Origin of the sequence: Gordonia polyisoprenivorans (assembly GCF_017654315.1) — a bacterium.
Classification (GTDB): Bacteria; Actinomycetota; Actinomycetes; order Mycobacteriales; family Mycobacteriaceae; genus Gordonia; species Gordonia polyisoprenivorans_A.
The window spans coordinates 4,314,861-4,330,849 of the sequence record NZ_CP072203.1; the positions used below are offsets into that span (position 1 = coordinate 4,314,861).

General features: G+C 69.3%; 16 protein-coding genes. 3 read left to right on the plus strand and 13 right to left on the minus strand.

The window, feature by feature from the left end; translation table 11 throughout:
• The first annotated feature begins 10 nt into the window (after positions 1 to 10).
• Complete coding sequence (locus J6U32_RS27520; protein WP_244332170.1) at positions 11 to 178, plus strand: hypothetical protein; 168 nt, start codon at positions 11 to 13, stop codon at positions 176 to 178.
• Positions 179 to 264: 86 nt separating this feature from the next.
• Here the strand turns inward: J6U32_RS27520 and J6U32_RS19470 are convergent, their stop codons facing one another.
• Positions 265 to 1,410 carry a sulfotransferase family protein gene (locus tag J6U32_RS19470; protein WP_208791753.1) on the minus strand — a complete coding sequence of 382 codons (1,146 nt, stop codon included), beginning with the start codon at positions 1,408 to 1,410 and terminating at the stop codon, positions 265 to 267.
• A gap of 335 nt (positions 1,411 to 1,745) precedes the next feature.
• On the opposite strand from J6U32_RS19470, the gene rpsT reads away from it, so the two are divergent.
• Positions 1,746 to 2,006 (plus strand): 30S ribosomal protein S20, encoded by a 261-nt coding sequence (rpsT, locus tag J6U32_RS19475; RefSeq protein ID WP_208791754.1) that lies wholly within the window; start codon positions 1,746 to 1,748, stop codon positions 2,004 to 2,006.
• Between the two features lie 170 nt (positions 2,007 to 2,176).
• Here rpsT and holA read toward each other — a convergent pair whose 3' ends face one another.
• From holA to J6U32_RS19535, 12 genes are all read right to left on the minus strand, one after another.
• Positions 2,177 to 3,154: a DNA polymerase III subunit delta gene (gene holA, locus J6U32_RS19480; protein WP_208791755.1), complete on the minus strand. Its 978-nt coding sequence runs from the start codon at positions 3,152 to 3,154 to the stop codon at positions 2,177 to 2,179.
• Positions 3,142 to 4,680, minus strand: coding sequence for a ComEC/Rec2 family competence protein (locus J6U32_RS19485; RefSeq protein WP_208791756.1), 1,539 nt, complete (start codon positions 4,678 to 4,680; stop codon positions 3,142 to 3,144). Before J6U32_RS19485 ends, holA begins: the two co-directional genes overlap by 13 nt.
• Positions 4,681 to 5,856 carry a ComEA family DNA-binding protein gene (locus J6U32_RS19490; RefSeq protein WP_208791757.1) on the minus strand — a complete coding sequence of 392 codons (1,176 nt, stop codon included), beginning with the start codon at positions 5,854 to 5,856 and terminating at the stop codon, positions 4,681 to 4,683. It lies immediately after the preceding gene.
• A 111-nt stretch (positions 5,857 to 5,967) separates the two neighbouring features.
• On the minus strand, positions 5,968 to 6,831 hold the full coding sequence (locus J6U32_RS19495) for a DegV family protein (RefSeq protein WP_208791758.1): 864 nt from the start codon (positions 6,829 to 6,831) through the stop codon (positions 5,968 to 5,970).
• Between the two features lie 46 nt (positions 6,832 to 6,877).
• On the minus strand, positions 6,878 to 7,639 hold the full coding sequence (gene octT / locus J6U32_RS19500; protein WP_208796222.1) for a diglucosylglycerate octanoyltransferase: 762 nt from the start codon (positions 7,637 to 7,639) through the stop codon (positions 6,878 to 6,880).
• A gap of 59 nt (positions 7,640 to 7,698) precedes the next feature.
• Positions 7,699 to 8,412, minus strand: coding sequence for a histidine phosphatase family protein (locus tag J6U32_RS19505; RefSeq protein WP_208791759.1), 714 nt, complete (start codon positions 8,410 to 8,412; stop codon positions 7,699 to 7,701).
• Entirely contained in the window at positions 8,409 to 8,780 is a 372-nt protein-coding gene (rsfS, locus tag J6U32_RS19510; RefSeq protein ID WP_208791760.1) for a ribosome silencing factor, read from the minus strand. Before rsfS ends, J6U32_RS19505 begins: the two co-directional genes overlap by 4 nt.
• A gap of 61 nt (positions 8,781 to 8,841) precedes the next feature.
• On the minus strand, positions 8,842 to 9,615 hold the full coding sequence (gene nadD / locus J6U32_RS19515; RefSeq protein ID WP_208791761.1) for a nicotinate-nucleotide adenylyltransferase: 774 nt from the start codon (positions 9,613 to 9,615) through the stop codon (positions 8,842 to 8,844).
• 61 nt (positions 9,616 to 9,676) lie between these two features.
• Entirely contained in the window at positions 9,677 to 11,104 is a 1,428-nt protein-coding gene (locus J6U32_RS19520; RefSeq protein ID WP_208791762.1) for a vWA domain-containing protein, read from the minus strand.
• Positions 11,104 to 12,030 (minus strand): AAA family ATPase, encoded by a 927-nt coding sequence (locus tag J6U32_RS19525; protein ID WP_208791763.1) that lies wholly within the window; start codon positions 12,028 to 12,030, stop codon positions 11,104 to 11,106. The genes J6U32_RS19520 and J6U32_RS19525 overlap by 1 nt, the downstream gene beginning before the upstream one ends.
• A 14-nt stretch (positions 12,031 to 12,044) precedes the next feature.
• Complete coding sequence (locus J6U32_RS19530; RefSeq protein ID WP_208791764.1) at positions 12,045 to 13,316, minus strand: glutamate-5-semialdehyde dehydrogenase; 1,272 nt, start codon at positions 13,314 to 13,316, stop codon at positions 12,045 to 12,047.
• Between the two features lie 138 nt (positions 13,317 to 13,454).
• A complete protein-coding gene (locus J6U32_RS19535) occupies positions 13,455 to 15,041 on the minus strand; it encodes a molybdopterin-dependent oxidoreductase (RefSeq protein WP_208791765.1) in 1,587 nt (528 codons plus the stop codon).
• 244 nt (positions 15,042 to 15,285) lie between these two features.
• Here J6U32_RS19535 and J6U32_RS19540 point away from each other — a divergent pair, with 244 nt between their 5' ends.
• Positions 15,286 to 15,957, plus strand: coding sequence for a fasciclin domain-containing protein (locus tag J6U32_RS19540; RefSeq protein ID WP_208791766.1), 672 nt, complete (start codon positions 15,286 to 15,288; stop codon positions 15,955 to 15,957).
• Positions 15,958 to 15,989: the final 32 nt, after the last annotated feature.

Consider the following 15,989-nt stretch of genomic DNA (forward strand, 5'->3'; position numbering starts at 1 on the left):
CCCTGTTTCCGTGGGCTTTACAGAGGTGGTGGCGGTCTTCGCCTTGCCCGCCCGCCCATTCGACGCCGGCTTGCCGTCCGGCTTCGCGGTCGACGAGCGATTCGCGGTCGTCTTCGCCGAAGAGGTCTTACGCGCCTTCTTCGCGGGCGTGTCCGTCGATGCAGGGCTCATAACCTGACATGTTGCCTCAGATTCCGCGATTCGGCATGGTGGTCGGCGGACCCCGACGCCGCTGCCGGCCCGGGCGATCGGCCCAGGCGGGACTCAGCCGCCGATCGTGCGCCGTAGGGCCAGGACCCGCCGGCGTGCGCGACGCACCAGATTCATCGCACGCGTTTGCGCAGCCGGGCGTGTCACCGGCATCGGCGACCGGATGATCATCTCGGCCAGCGTGTCGAGCGCCGCAGCGAGGACCTCGTCGGCGTGAGGTGCCGCCGCGGCGTCGTCGCGCTCGTGTGGTACCTGCAGGTCGTCGAGTGAGCCGACGACCGGATAGCCCGCGGATCGCAGCCCGGCGATCATCTCGGCGGACCGATCGGCGGCCCATGCCCGCTGTTCGGGTGACAAGCCGTGCGGAGCCCCGTCGGACCGGCCCGACATGATGTGGGCGACCACCTGTTCCTTGAGGACCCGCTCGTATCGCTGCCAGTCCACGACGTCGGGCTGCAACCGGGTGTTGAGCTGTCGCAGCATCTCGGTCTGGGCCGCCGACAGTGACGTGTTGAGATTCGGGACCGGAACGGTCAACGGCGTCGGGTCGACACCGAGCACCGACAGGAACCGTTCCCACAGTCCGTCGCCGACGCCACGGGTGCGCGGCACGGTCACCACGTGGACCCGCTCGGCGCCGACCACCTCCGCCCAGCGAGCCAGGATGCGCACATGGTCCTGGAATTCCCAGAAGGGCTCTTCCTCCGGCAGAGCGGCGGGCGCCCCGGCCACGCCGCCCGGCGACGCCGCATGTGCCCGCACCGAGGTCACGAACTCGTCGAACGAGGCGCGCCGCTGGTTCTTGACGTTCTCCTGCCACACCGACGGCAACTGACGCGCCAGATCTCGGACGGTCGCGATGACGTGGACCTCGTCGGCGAACGAGAGGTCCGCGACCAGGCGCCGCGCCTGATCGGCGGTGGCGGTGGCGAACAATTCGTGCGAAACCAGCGAGGTCTGGGGCCACGGCCGCATCTGCCCGACCATCGACGCCCAGGTCCGGGCATGGGCCGGATCGACCCAGTCGAGGTAGCGGTCCGGCTGCAGATGTGCCGCGGCGTGGAAGTGGTCGGAGATCTCGTTGCCCGGGTAGAGCAGACCCGACTCCTGCAGGGCGAGGTCCCGGTTGTGCCAGAGCCGGTCCTGCAGGTGCGTGGTGCCGGTCTTGGGCAACCCGATGTGGATGTAGACGACGGACATGATGATCGTCAGGATAGTGCCCGAAATCTCCGATGCCGCTGATGCGATGCTGGGTATCGGCTGGGGGGTCGGCTCATCGATGAGGCGGGCGGGAGAAGCGACGCACGCTCCTCGCCGTCGCGATTTTGGGGGCAGGTGTCCGGCTGGTAAACTCGATCGCTGTCGCAGTGTCGCCCGACCCCGACCATCGGAATCGGGTCCGGCCTGCTCGGGAGCGTCTGGAGATCCGGCCCGAGCCCGTCGGGGTTCGTCGGGTTCATCGCAACCCGACGAGACACGACCGCAAGTACGAACACCGAGCACGAACACGAACTACACAGACGAGGTACACACGCGTGGCAAACATCAAGTCCCAGGTCAAGCGCAACCGCAGCAACGAGATCCGTCGGCAGCGCAACCAGTCGGTCAAGTCCTCCCTGCGCACCGCGATCCGCGGTTTCCGTGAGGCCGTGGACGCCGGCGACAAGGACAAGGCCGGCGACCTGCTGGTGACCACCAGTCGCAAGCTCGACAAGGCCGCCAGCAAGGGCGTCATCCACGCCAACCAGGCCGCCAACAAGAAGTCGGCGATGGCGCTGGCTCTCAACAAACTCTGAATCGTCGGCAACCCTGACCGGCTGGCGGCATCGAACCGCCGGCGGGCCCTCCCGACCGCGAGCGCCTGAAACGGCTGCTGCAGTCCGGAGAAATCGGACGCTGCTTCTGTACTTCACCCCGGTGATCCCCACGCGGTCACCGGGGTGAAGTGCGTGGGGCGCACCCGGTCCTAGCCCGCGCGCCGGCGACCCGCGGGTCGCAGCCCGGCGACCCGGGCGACCGCATCGGTCAACGCGAAGTCCGCGTCGGCGGCCTGCCCCTTCACATCCCCGTTGAGGGCGGCGACGACCACCACTGCCTCGGCGATCGACTCCGAATCCCACGCCCGTCCCTGCGCCTGGGCGTTCTTCACCCGACGCGGCGACATCCCCAATTCGGCTGCCGCGGAGGCATCGACGTTCCCGAGCGCACGCACACGGGCGATCGCATGCACCGCCTCGGCCAGGGCGTCGGCCAGCAGCACTCGCGGGACACCGTGGTGCAACGCCCACGCCAGCGACTCGAGTGCACCGGCACGGTCTCCGGCGACCGCCTTGTCGGCGACCTCGAAGCCACTGACCTCCGGGCGGCCCTGGTAGTACAGCCGCACCGATTCCTCGTCGACCTTGCCACCGGTATCGGCGACGAGTTGGCTGCACGCGGCCGCCAGTTCACGCAACTGGGCGCCGACGGATTCGACGATCACCTCCACCACATCGTTGGAGACCCGCACGCCCAGCGTCCGGAACTCGTTGCGGACGAATGTCATACGCTCCGACGGCCACCGCGGCGCGACACACTCGTGCACGGTGGCGTCAGCCTTGCGGAGATCGGCGGCGAGCGATTTCGCGCGGCCGCCACCCGTGTGTACCACCAGCAGCGTGACGCCCTCGGGCAACTCCCGTGCGGTCTCGGAGATCAGCGCCGCCGGCTGCTTACCGGCATCGGCGGCCGACTCGACGACCACCACCCGCTCGTCGGCGAACAACGACGGGCTCAGCAATTCGGCGAGTTCGGGGCCGGTGACGTCACCGGCACGCACCCTGGTCACCGGGACGTCGGTCCCGGTGGCCGCCGACCGCTGCGCCACCACATCGTCGATGACACGGCCGGTGAGGAAGTCGTCGTCCCCCAGGAGCAGATGCAGACGTTCGGTCACGGGCCCCATCGTGCCAGACCCCGCCGACACCGGAGCACCGCGATCCGCACCGCGTCGGCGTCGATGCGCCGGAGAACCTCCGCGACGGCGACGATCACGGCCGAGCACGTCAACGACACCATCACCCCGGGCCAGCCCTCCGGTATCGCGATCACCGCCCATCGCCACGACCCGAGGCGATCGGCGCACGTGATCATCCACCACACCTCGGGTGCCATCGCGCGGATCATCAACTCCGAGAACATCATCGGCACGCCATCGGTCCCTCCGGCCGCCCCGATCAGCGCTGCCGCGGTGCCGACGATCCCGACGACGGCCACCACCGGCGCGACCGCCACATTCGCCACCACCGTCACCAGGCTGAGGGTGCCCGACAGGTACGCGATCATCGGGGAGGTGGTCACCGCGGCGGCAACCGCCATCGCCGTCACCTCGGCGATCCCGGCGGGCACCCGAACGGCCCGCAGCGCATCCCGGATACCGGGGGCGACCATCACGAGGCCCGCCGTGGCCACGACCGACAGCACAAATCCCGGTTCTCGGGCCAGCTCCGGCCACCACAACACACCCCCGATGACGGCCGCGCCGAGCGCCGGCAACGCCTGCGAACGCCGCGAGCTCAGCAATGCCAGCAGGCCCACCCCGCCCATCATCGCCGCGCGCAGCACGCTCGGCGACGGCCGCACGAGGATGACGAAGCCGATGATCGTCAGGGCACCGGCGACGACCACCACCTTCGGTGACGCGCCGGCCAACCGGAACGCGAAGATCACCGCACCGCACACCACCGCGAAGTTGGCCCCGGAGACCGCGGTCAGGTGGAGCAGACCGGCGGCCCGGAAGTCGTCGCGGACCTCCGAGGACAGCGCGCTCTCGTCGCCGAGGACCAACCCCGGGAACAATCCCGATGCCTCCGGCGACAGCGCCCGTGCGGCGCTGCGCTGCAACCGTTCCCGGATGTGGCCGGCGAACCGCTGGTGCGGTGGGGGCCGGCCCAGCAGCGTCGGCGCGCCCGACGTGGTCAACCGCGCGACGACGAGCTCTCCCGGTGGCGGCGGACGCACCGTCACCAGGACGCGAACACGTTGCCCCGGAAGCACACCCGCCCACGACTGCATCCGGCCGACGAGTTCGGCCGGAGCTGAGGTCACCGATCGCCGTGCGACGGCGTCGATCTCGACCCGGGCCCGCACCATGCCTGCCGCGGCGGGTCCGAACGCCACCGGATCCTCACGCAGCGTCAGCCACATCGTGACCTTGCCACGCATCTCGTGCACCGGATGACGGTCACGGGTTTCCAGCCGCAACGCCATCGCCGTCGCGCACGTGGCGGCGAGCACCGCACACACCACCGCCGGGCCGGCGATCTCCCATCGCAGGCGCCGTGTCCGCCACATCAGCACGACGACGACCGCGACAACCGTCGAGGACACCGCGATCATCACCGCCACCTGCACCGTGGCGCCGAGGCATACCGCGGTGATGATCCACACCGCCACCGCCGGCGACAGCAGGCGCAGATCCTGATCACGCATTCACACCGTCACCAGTCCGCGCAGCTTGGCCAGCCGCGACGGCCCGATGCCGTCGACCTCGCCGAGCTGCTCGACGGAGCTGAAAGTGCCGTTGCGCGTGCGGTAGTCGATGATCGCCTGCGCGGTGACCGGGCCGACACCGGGTAGTGCGTCGAGTTCGGACTCCGATGCGGTGTTCAGATTGACCGGACCGCCCGCGTTCCCGGCGGCGCCGGCGGCCGGGGACGACGCGCCCGCACCTGTCGAGGCCTGTCCTGCGGTGGCACCGGTCCCCGACGGTACCGCGGTGCCGGCGGCGGTGGATGTGCCTGCCGAGGGCACGACCGCGCTGCGCAATGCGAGCCTGCCCTCCTGGGCCGCGTAGCCCACGAGGATCTGGTCGCCGTCGCGAACAGGTTGCGCCAGATTCAACGACACCGTGTCGGCGCCCTCCCGCGTGCCACCGGCGGCGGCGAGTGCGTCGGCGATCCGGGCGTCGCTGCGGAGCCGGACCAGACCTGGCCGGTGGACCAGTCCGACGACGCTGACGACCACCTCGGGAGTGGCGACGGGCGGCTGCCCCGTGTCCGAGGCGGATGCGCGCGACGGCGCGGATACGGCATCCGAGGGGTTCGACGACGTGGCCGGCCCGCCCGGTGCGCCGAAGTCCACCGCGGGTGCCGCCCCGGAATCGCCGAACAGGCCGAATCCGGCGATCACACATGCCACGACGCCGACGAGAATGATGGCGATCGCGGCCGGCGGGGCGACGGCGAAGCGACGACGCGGACGGTCGTCGAGTCCGTCCTCGATGTCGTCGTCGGGATCGGGGACGAGGTCCTCATCGGGATACCGATCACCGTCACCCGGACGACGGTTGGCGGCACCGGCGTGAGCAGCGCCGTCGGAGTTCGGGTAGGCCGGGGCGGGATCGGTGGCGATCGGATCGAGCCAACCCGGCAGTGCCACCGCACCCCACCCGTCGTCGACCGCGGTCCGCGTCGGTGACGTGTCGACCTCCGGGTTCTCGGAGGTATCACGTTGCGGCGCAACATCATCGGGTTCGACAGCAGGAGCAAGCGCACCACCGCTCACGCGCTCGAGCCCGGAGAGTCGGTCGAGTGCCGAACGACGCCGGGAGCGGGCGTGGGAGTCCTCGACGCCGGCCCGACGCGGTGTTCGTGACGTGTCACTCATGGCGGCGAGCCTAAGTCGATTCACAGCCCCTGAGGTCGCCTGCGCCGTCGTCGCCGGCGATCTGTGCAGTGTCGCGGATCTGTGGACTGCGGATCGGGAAAAGCCGGCGGGTCAGTCGACCTGGTCTGCACCCTCGATCGGATCCAGATGGGTGGTCACCGTCAGGCCGAGTGCGCCCGGTCCGATGTGACTACCGAGGATCGGACCGAGGTCGACGGTCAGTGCAGAGGTCACCACACGCAGACGTTCGCGGACGGCAATGACGAGATCGTGTGCGGCGTCCGGGATCTGGCAGTGTTGCACGCCCAGCGTCACCGCCCGGCCGTCGGCAAATTCGACTGCCGTGTCGGTCATCTTCGCCACCGCCCGCGAAAACGTCCGTTGCCGCTCACGCAAGGTGAGGATGCCATCGTCGATGGCGAGGATGGGTTTGATCGACAACGCCGACCCGAGGAGTTTGCCCGCCGCACTGATCCGGCCGCTGTTGCGCAGGTTGTCCAGACTCTGCACGCAGATCAGTGATTCGGCGGTGGAGGCCTGCCGGATCGCCGACTCGTACACCCGGTCACGGTCGGCGCCGGCGGCCGCAGCCTGCGCGGCGGCGATCGCGGCGAAGCCCAGACCCAGCCCCACCGAGCGGCTGTCGACGACCCTGATCAACCCGGGATGGTTCTCGGCGGCCAGCCGCGCGGCACCCCACGTCCCCGACAGGCGCCGCGACATCATCACCGCGACCACCCCGGCACCGTCGCTCGCCGCCACCGCGGCATCGAATGCCGCGGCGAGTTCCTGCGGATTGGCACCCGAGGTCGTCACACCCGATCGGGTGATCAGATCGTCGGGGATGTCGTCGATGCCCTCGCGGTAGTCGATACCGTCGAGCGCGAGGTGCAGCGGGACCACCGAGATCCGGTAGTACTCGGCGATCGCAGCTGGGAGGCGGGCCGAGGAATCGGTGACGACGACGACAGGCACGGGTCTACGTTAGCCGTTGCATCCGGGCGTCCCACGCCGGTGCGGGTCACTCCGGGTGCGCTCGGCCACCGTGCTCCGTGTTCGTCAGGATCGGGTCGAGGACCCCGGCGACCGCATCGGCGATCTGCCGGTGACAGTCGAACCCCCAGTGAATCCCGTCCGGGTTCATCTCCGCGGCGGAGTCGGCGAAGTGGGCCCGGGTGATCGAGTAGAACTCGACGGTCGGCAGCCCCGCCGACGATGCCCACTGTTGCATGGCCGCCGTCGTCGGGATACGACCGGAATGGACATTCCCGTAGTAGGGACTGCGGTGTGTCGGCGGCAGGCACACCACGATGGGCAGATCGGGCCGCAGTCGGGTGAGCGCGTCGACCACCTTGTCCAGATGCTCGACGGTCACTTTCGGCGGGAGCGCCACCGGCCAGCCGAGACGCGACGCGCGTGGCTGCCACCACTGGTATCCGCTGCGCACCACCTGCCGCAGGCGCGGTGGACGTAGGTACCGGATCTGTTCGCGCAGGGCTGTCGGCAGCGGCGACGGCAGGCTGTCCATGCCGCCGATCGCCAGCACGACCGCACGCGCCGACGGCACCGCCGACCAGATGTTGGGATCCTGGGTCAGCGCCCACCACACGTCACGGCTGGTCCACCCGACCCGGCCGAACAGCCGCGTCGACAGGCCGACGTGTGCGCCGAGACGGTTCGGCCAGATCCGCGGATCGTCGGCGGGCAGGCCGCCGCCGGGACCGTAGTACGCGAGGGAGTCCGACAGTACGAGCAGGCAACCGTCGGTGCCCGCGGCCGGTATGGGATCGGGCCCCGCGGGATCAGGCCCCGCGGATTCGGGCCCCGCGGGATCGGGCACGGTCACTGGATTGCCGCGTCGGCCACCTCGGCCGAGGCGTTCCACACGTCCAGGCGCCACCGCGGACTCTCCCCGGGTGCCGCGTGCCCGGACAACTGCACCCAGCTGGTGTTGGCCAGGCCGCCGAGAATCGGCCACCGCGCCACCGGCAGATCCAGCAGGGCGGCGGTCATCGCGGCAATGACCCCGCCGTGCGCGACCAGCACGACCGGCGCCTCAGGTGATGCGCCTGTCCCCCAGTCATCCAGTGCGGCAACGAGTTCGGTGACGACCGGTACCGCCCGGGCGGCGACGTCGGTGCGGCTCTCGCCGCCCGGCGGCGCCCACGTGGCGTCATCACGCCAGATCGCCCGGGCACCGGGTGCCTGCGCGTCGACCTCCAGATGGGTCAGGCCCTGCCACTGCCCCAGGTGTGTTTCGCGGAGCCGCTCGTCGGTGTCGACCGTCAGTCCGGTCGCCAAGGCCAACGCCTCGGCGGTGTCGCGGGCGCGCCGCAGATCCGACGACCGGATCACCATCGGATTCTTGTCGGCCAGCGCGGCTGCAGCCGACTTTGCCTGCTGCACACCGAGTTCGGAGAGATCGGTGTCGAGCTGTCCCTGCATCCGGCTGGTGGCGTTGTAACCGGTCTGCCCGTGCCGCAACAGGATCAACCGGCGCACGATCGGCGTGAGACGTTCGACGGAGGTGTCGCCGCTGTCGGGACCGCCGCTCACTCGGGGTCCTGATCGCCGGTCACGTCGACGGTCGGGCAGTCCTTCCACAGGCTTTCCAGCGCATAGAAGGCGCGCTCGTCGGCGTGCTGGATGTGGATCACGATGTCGATGTAATCCAGGAGCGCCCAACGGCCTTCACGAGTGCCCTCACGGCGCGCCGGTTTGTAGCCGGCCTCGCGCAACTTGTCCTCGACCTCGTCGGTGATGGCGTTGACCTGACGTTCGTTGTCGGCGGATGCGATGACGAACAGGTCGGTGATCACCAACTGTTCGGAGACGTCGATGACGGCGACGTCGTGACCGAGTTTGTCCTCGGCTGCCAGGGCAGCCACTCGCGCCATCGCCAATGCCTCGGCTGATGCAGTCACACAGGTCCTTTCATTACGGCGGTCGCCCCGTGCGGGGCGTGATGTCGATCGGCGGGTTCGGTCACGGCGCCGACACCCGGGCGGAGTTGTTGCGCAGCGGTCGATAGAGGCGCCGCTTGGCGATGTACTGCACGACGCCGTCGGGAACGAGGTACCAGACCGGGCGCCCTTGCGCGGCGCGCGCGCGGCACTCGGTCGAGGAGATCGCCAGGGCCGGGATCTCGAGCATCTGCAGTGTTTCCGGCGGCAGGTCCTGCAGATGCTGGGCGAGGTGACTCGCATTGAGTTCGTAGCCGGGCCGGCTGACGCCGATGAAGTTGGCGAGTTCGAACAGTTCTTCCCAGTTCTGCCAGGAGAGGATCGATTCGAGGGCATCGGCGCCGGTGATGAAGAACAGTTCCGCGTCGGGCAGGATCGCGTGCAGATCACGCAGTGTGTCGACGGTGTAGGTGTAGCCCTCGCGGTCGATGTCGACGCGGCTCACCGAGAAGCGCGGGTTGGATGCGGTCGCGATGACCGTCATCAGGTAGCGGTCCTCGGCGGGTGAGACCTGTTTGCTGCGCTCGTCGTCCTTGCGGCGCTGATCGGCACTGCGGCGCTGGTCGGCACTGCGGCGCTGGTCGGCACTACGGCGCTGGTCATCCCCGCCGGTCTCCGATCCACCGTCCTCGCCGAGTTTCTGCCAGGGCCGGCCGGTGGGTACGAAGATCACCTCGTGCAGCGAGAACCGGTGTGCGACCTCGCTGGCCGCCACCAGGTGACCGTTGTGGATCGGGTCGAACGTGCCACCCATCACGCCGATGCGACGGCGCGCCTGCGGGCGGTCGGTGGACATGAAGGGTGAGTCTACGCGGTGGGACCCGGCGAGCCGGTCGCGACGGCGGGCGGGCGCATCGTCATACCGGTAGCAGGTCGGCGATGACGGTGGCGAGCTGGCGGGCGTTGCGGCATTCGAACATGTCGATGATCTCCGCGTAGTCGTCGGCGGCCGAGTCGCCGGTGCCCCATTCGGCGCCGGCTTCGGGGTTGAGCCAGTAGGCGTGGCGTGCGCGTTCGACGAGCTGGGCGAGTAGTTCGGTGCGGGGGAAGCCGAAGTTGGTCCGGGCGTCGCCGAGGATCAGCAGTGCGCCGCGATGGGTGAGCGTCTCGGCGTATTCGTCGACGAAGCCGCGCAGCATGTTGCCGTAGTCGGAGTGCCCGTCGCGGGTGATGAGCCGGGCGGTCGAGATCATCCGATGCATCGCCGCCCGGGCGTCCCCGCCGAATCCGGCGTCGGCGTCGTTGCGCGGGTCGAACAGGTCGGTCACCTCGTCGACGGTGTCGATGAAGGCGAACACCCGGACCTTCGAGAACTGCCGGCGCAGTGCGTAGACGAGGTTGAGGGTGAATTGGGAGAACCCGGCGACCGAGCCGGACACGTCGCAGATGACGATCAGTTCGGGCCGTCCGGGCCGGGGTTTGCGGTGGCGCAGTTCGATGGGCACCCCGCCGGTCGACATCGACGCGCGCAGGGTGGTCCGCACGTCGACGGGACCGCGGTGGGCGCGTCGGCGCCGGATCTCCAACCGCGCGGCCAACAATCGGGCCAATGGGTCGATGGTGCGGCGCAGTTCGGCCTGTTGCCTGGCGCCCGCGGTGAGGAAGTTGATGTTCTCCGGCAGGTTGGGCACCGCGTACTCGCCGACGCGTTCGCGACCGTTGCGCGCCGACATCCGCCGTTGGGTTTCGCGTTCGATCGCCGCGCGCACCGCTGCGGCCCGATCACCGGCGGCGCGGCGGAACATCGGTTCGGTACCCAGATCGAGATCCGATGGCGAGCCGCCGGCCATCGCCGCCGCGATCCGGGCGATCAGGGTTTGCGGGTCGATCGAGGACAGCGCCTGGTAGGCCGAATACGCCTCACCGCGGGCGGATTCGTACCGCCCCAGCATTTCGACGATCTCGGCGACCATCGCGTCGAGACGGCCGTCGGCCTCCGAGTCGGGGTCGGCCAGCAGCGCGGCCAGCGCGTCACGGGTGGCGGCGACGTCGACCTCGCCGTCGGCGGTGCGCGGCAGATCCTCGGTGCTGGTGCGCGCACCGGGCGCGGCCGGGAACCACAGGTCGAAGAGCCGATCGAAGGCCGGCCGGTGCAGGTGGTTGTCGAGCAGCGTCGCCGCGAGCCCCTCTCGCAGACTGCTGCGGTCGAGCAGGTCGAGGACCTCGACGGCGCGTGCGGCGTCGATCAGGTTCGACGGCCCGACCACCACCCCGCGTCGGCGCAGTTCGTCGACGAAGTCGGTGAGGTGTGCGACGAACGGTGCGGTTTCCGGCGCAGCCGACATCAGCCGAGTTTGAGTTCTTTGATGGCGGTGGTCAGATCCGGCCGATGCTTGAGCACCACACCGAGGGTGCGAGCGATCAGCCCGTTGTCCAGGCCCCGGGCCGACGACCCGGAGGTCGGTTCTCCGGCACCGAGGGCGAGCAGGGTGTTCGCCCAGTCGATGGTCTCGGCCACCGACGGCTTCTTGCGGATGTCGAGGGTGCGCAGGACGCCGACCACCCGGACGAGTTCGGCCGCCAGCGACTCGGTGAGGGCGGGCACCCGGGATGCGAGAATGTCCTTCTCCCGCTTGGCATCCGGAAAATCGATGTACAGGTAGAGACACCTGCGCTTGAGTGCCTCGGACAATTCGCGGGTGGCGTTGGAGGTCAACAGCACGATCGGACGCCGGGCGGCGACGACGGTACCCATCTCGGGGATGGTGACCGCGAAGTCGCTGAGCACCTCGAGCAGCAGGCCCTCCATGTCGACGTCGGCCTTGTCGATCTCGTCGATGAGCAGCACCGTGGCACCGGGCCGCGAGATCGCGGTCAACAGCGGACGGGGCAGCAGGAACTCCTCGGAGAAGATGTCGGTCTTGGCCTCCGCCCAGTCCCGGGTGCCGGTCGCCTGGATGTGCAGGATCTGCTTGGCGTGGTTCCACTCGTAGAGCGCCCGCGCCTCGTCGATGCCTTCGTAGCACTGCAGCCGCACCAGTTCGGCGTCGGTGGCGGCGGCGATGGCCCGGGCCAGCTCGGTCTTGCCGACCCCGGCGGGGCCCTCGACCAGCAGCGGTTTGCCGAGCCGGTCGGCCAGGAAGGTGGCGGTCGCGGTGGCGTCGTCGGCGAGGTAGCCGGTGCCACGCAGACGGGCGGCCACGTCGGGAACGTCGGCAAAGCAGGGATGCACCGTCGAGCCGGTGTCGGTGTCGGTGGGTGTTGTGCTCACTGCAGGGACTCCTCTCACGCCTGGCGGATGTGGCCGTCGCCCCAGACGACCCACTTGGTGGAGGTCAGCTCGGGCAGACCCATCGGACCGCGCGCATGCAGTTTCTGCGTCGAGATCCCGATCTCGGCGCCGAATCCGAACTGTTCACCGTCGGTGAATGCGGTGGAGGCGTTCACCATCACCGCGGCGGCGTCGACCCGGTCGGTGAACTCCTGCGCCGCAGCCAAATCGGTGGTGATGATGGCCTCGGTGTGTCCGGTGCCGTAGGTGTCGATGTGGGTGACGGCCGCGTCGAGGTCGTCGACGATCTTCATCGCGATGTCGAGCGAGAGGTACTCGTCGGCCCAGTCGGCGTCATTGGCGGGTTCCATGTCGGCCTCGTCGCCGTGGATGACGACTCCCTGCGACCGGAGGGCCTGGCTGATCTTGGGCATCGCCTCGGCGGCGATCGCCTTGTCGATGAGCACCGTCTCGGCGGCGTTGCACACGCTGGGCCGCCGGGTCTTGGCGTTGAGCACGATGCGGGTGGCGACGTCGACGTCGGCGAGTGCGTGCACGTAGACGTGACAGTTGCCGGTACCGGTCTCGATGGTCGGCACGGTGGCGTTGGCGACGACGGCGTTGATCAACCCCGCTCCGCCGCGCGGGATCACCACGTCGACCAGTCCCCGCGCCCGGATGAGCGCGGTCACGCTGGCCCGGTCCTCACTGGGCAGCAACGCCACCGCATCGGCGGTGACCCCGTTGGCGCGCAAGGTGTCCCGCAGGATTCGGACCAGTTCGGCGTTCGATGCCGCCGCCGACGACGAGCCGCGCAGCAGCACCGCGTTGCCGGACTTGAAGGCGATCCCGAAGGCATCGACGGTGACGTTGGGCCGCGCCTCGTAGACGATGCCGACCACCCCGAGCGGGACACGTTCCTGACGCAGTCGCAGTCCGTTGGGCAGTGTCTTGCCCGCGACGATCTCCCCGATCGGGTCGGGCAGTGCGGCCACCTGACGCAGCCCTGCGGCGATCCCGGCCACCCGCTCGGGGGTCAGCCGCAACCGGTCGAGCAGGCTGGCCTCGATCCCCGACTCCTCGGCGCGGGCGAGATCCTCGGCGTTGGCGGCGATGATCGACTCGGTCGCGGCCTCGATCTGCTCGGCCGCGGCGGTGAGCACCTCGTTCTTGGCTGCGGTGGTCAGCCGGCCGAGAGCGCGGGATGCGTTCTTGGCGGCCGTGGCCAACTCGGTGACGGTCTGCTCGACACCGCTGTCGGTGGGACTGACGGCGGGTGCGCTCATGAATTCTCCCGGTAGGTGTGCGGCGGTGCGTGTTCCCTCGTCGCCTGTGCGGCGGTGACGATCGGCGTCTATGACGATCACCAGAGTACGTCCGGCCACCGACGGCTTCCCGCGTCGGGCTCACCTGCCGACGACACCTCAGCTCTGCACGGTCATCACCCGGCTGTGCCAGCCCGTCGCGCCGTCGGGAATGGGCGGTACGCGGGTGTCCGGCTGGGTCGCGCCGGTGGCGTCGGTGGCCCGGCAGTAGAGCGTGTGCTGCCCTGGTTGGGCATCCCAGGTCCAGGTCCATTGTCGCCAGGTGTCGATCGAGTACTCCTGGGTGAGCGTCGCCTCCTGCCACGGCCCGTCGTCGACGCGGACCTGCACCGAACGCACGCCACGATGTTGGGCCCAGGCGGTTCCGGCGACCACCACCGGACCCCTCGGCAGCGAGGCGAAGGGTGCCGGCCGGTCGATGCGCGACGCCGTCTTGATCGGCGCCTTCTCGGCCCAGCCGCGCTTGGTCCAGTACGACTGCGCGCGGTCGAATCGGGTGATCTCCCAATCGATCACCCATTTGCACGCGGACACGAACCCGTACAGGCCGGGGATCACCTGGCGTACCGGGTATCCGTGCTCGAGCGGCAGCGGCGACCCGTTCATCCCGATCACCAGCATCGCGTCGCGGCCGTCGGTGATCGCCGACAGCGGTGTGCCCGAGGTCCACCCGTCGACGCTCGTCGACAACAGCATGTCCGCGTCGGCCTCCACCCCGACCCGCGCCAGGATGTCGGCCATCGGATAGCCGAGCCATCGGGCGTTGCCCGCGAGGTCGCCGCCCACCTCGTTCGACACGCACGTCAACGTGATGACGCGTTCACGCGCGGGCATCGCCATCAGATCGTCCCAGTCGAGGACGAGTTCACGGGCCACCATGCCGTGGATGCGCAATCGCCACTCCTGAGTCGTCAGTTGCGGAACCGCGAGCGCGGTGTCGATGCGGTAGAAGTCCGCCGCGGATGTCAGAAACGGGGTGGCACCGGAGACGTCCAGGTTCATCGAGGCCGCGATGGGCGGTGCGCCCTCACGAACCGCGGGCAGGCGCAGTCCCATGCGTTCGGCGACCGCGCCGCCGGTCGCGGCGATCCAGCGGGCGGCATAGCCGGATGCGGCGATCAACACGGCGATCCCACCCGACACCACGACGAAGCGACGGCGCGACCACCCGACGGTTGCGACAGGTCGAGCGTCGTCGGGGACCGGGTGCTCGGGTTCGGGGGGCTCGGGTTCTGGCTGGCCACGGTTGCCGATCGCACGCCGACACAGGACGACGAGCACGACAATGCCGATCACGCCTGCGCACAACGACGGCACCGCATAGAGCGCGGTGCCGGTCGGTCGGGTCACCGCACACACGGCGCCCACGAGGCCGAAGGCGCCGATCACCGCTGCGCCCGACGGCGGTCTGCGCACCTGCAGAACCCCGGCGATCGCCGAGAGTATGACGACGGCCACCGCGATTCCGCTCAGCAGCGCGGTCTTGTCGGAGGTGCCGAAAGTGTCGATGGCCCACTCGCGGATCGCCGACGGTGTGTGGTCGATGAGTTGCGCGCCCACCACACCCACCGGCGATGCGGGCGCAACGGCCAGAGCTGCGATGAGTTCACCGGCACCGAGACCCACCCCGACCGACAGCACTCCCACCGTCATCGCCCGTAGGTATCGTCCTGCGGTTCGATGCATGATGGACCTCTCGCCGAGTTCGCGCGCCGACCGATCAGCCGGCCGCGTCGTCGGAGGGTTCGCACGGTGTCACCCACCGGATGGGTCCGCGTCTCAACGCATCTGAACGCACCGCCCGGAACGCACCACGCGACGCACCGGAAAGTTTCTCGGCGCGTGACCCATCCGCGACGCCGGGGGGTGCGAATGACTGTGTGAGCACGCCCACTCGGGCAGGCTCATTCCGTCCACAGTGAGGAAGAAAATGCGTAGCACCGCAGCAACCCGAATCACCCTGGCCGCATCGGGTTTCGTACTCGCAGCCGGCCTGGTGACCGGATGTTCCAGTAGTGACGACTCCAGCTCGTCGGCGTCGACCGCGACGAGCAGCATGTCCGGGATGAGCGGCATGACCAGCATGAGCGAAAGCGCAGCGCCCGCCGCCGATCTCGTCGGAAGCGGTTGCGCCGCCTACGCACAGGCCAACCCGAGTGGTCCGGCCTCGGTGAACGGGATGGCCATGGCGCCGTTGGCCACCGCGGCGGCAGCCAACCCCGAACTGAAGACACTGACCCAGGCCATCTCCGGCAAGCTCAATCCGCAGGTCAACCTGGTGGACACGCTGAACAACGGCCAGTACACGGTGTTCGCGCCGACCGATGCCGCCTTCGCCAAACTCCCCGCGGCCACCGTGGATCAGCTCAAGACCGACTCGGCGTTGCTGACCAAGATTCTCACCTATCACGTTGTGTCCGGCCAGATTCCGCCGGCCGACATCGATGGCCAGCACAAGTCGCTCGAGGGTGGCACGGTGACGGTCACCGGGTCGGGCAACGACATCAAGGTCAACGACAACACCTCGGTCGTCTGCGGTGGCATCAAGACCGCGAATGCGACCGTCTACCTGGTCGATTCGGTGCTGATGCCCCCGAGCTGAGCCTGCTGCGGAATCGAACTCCCGGACCGCCC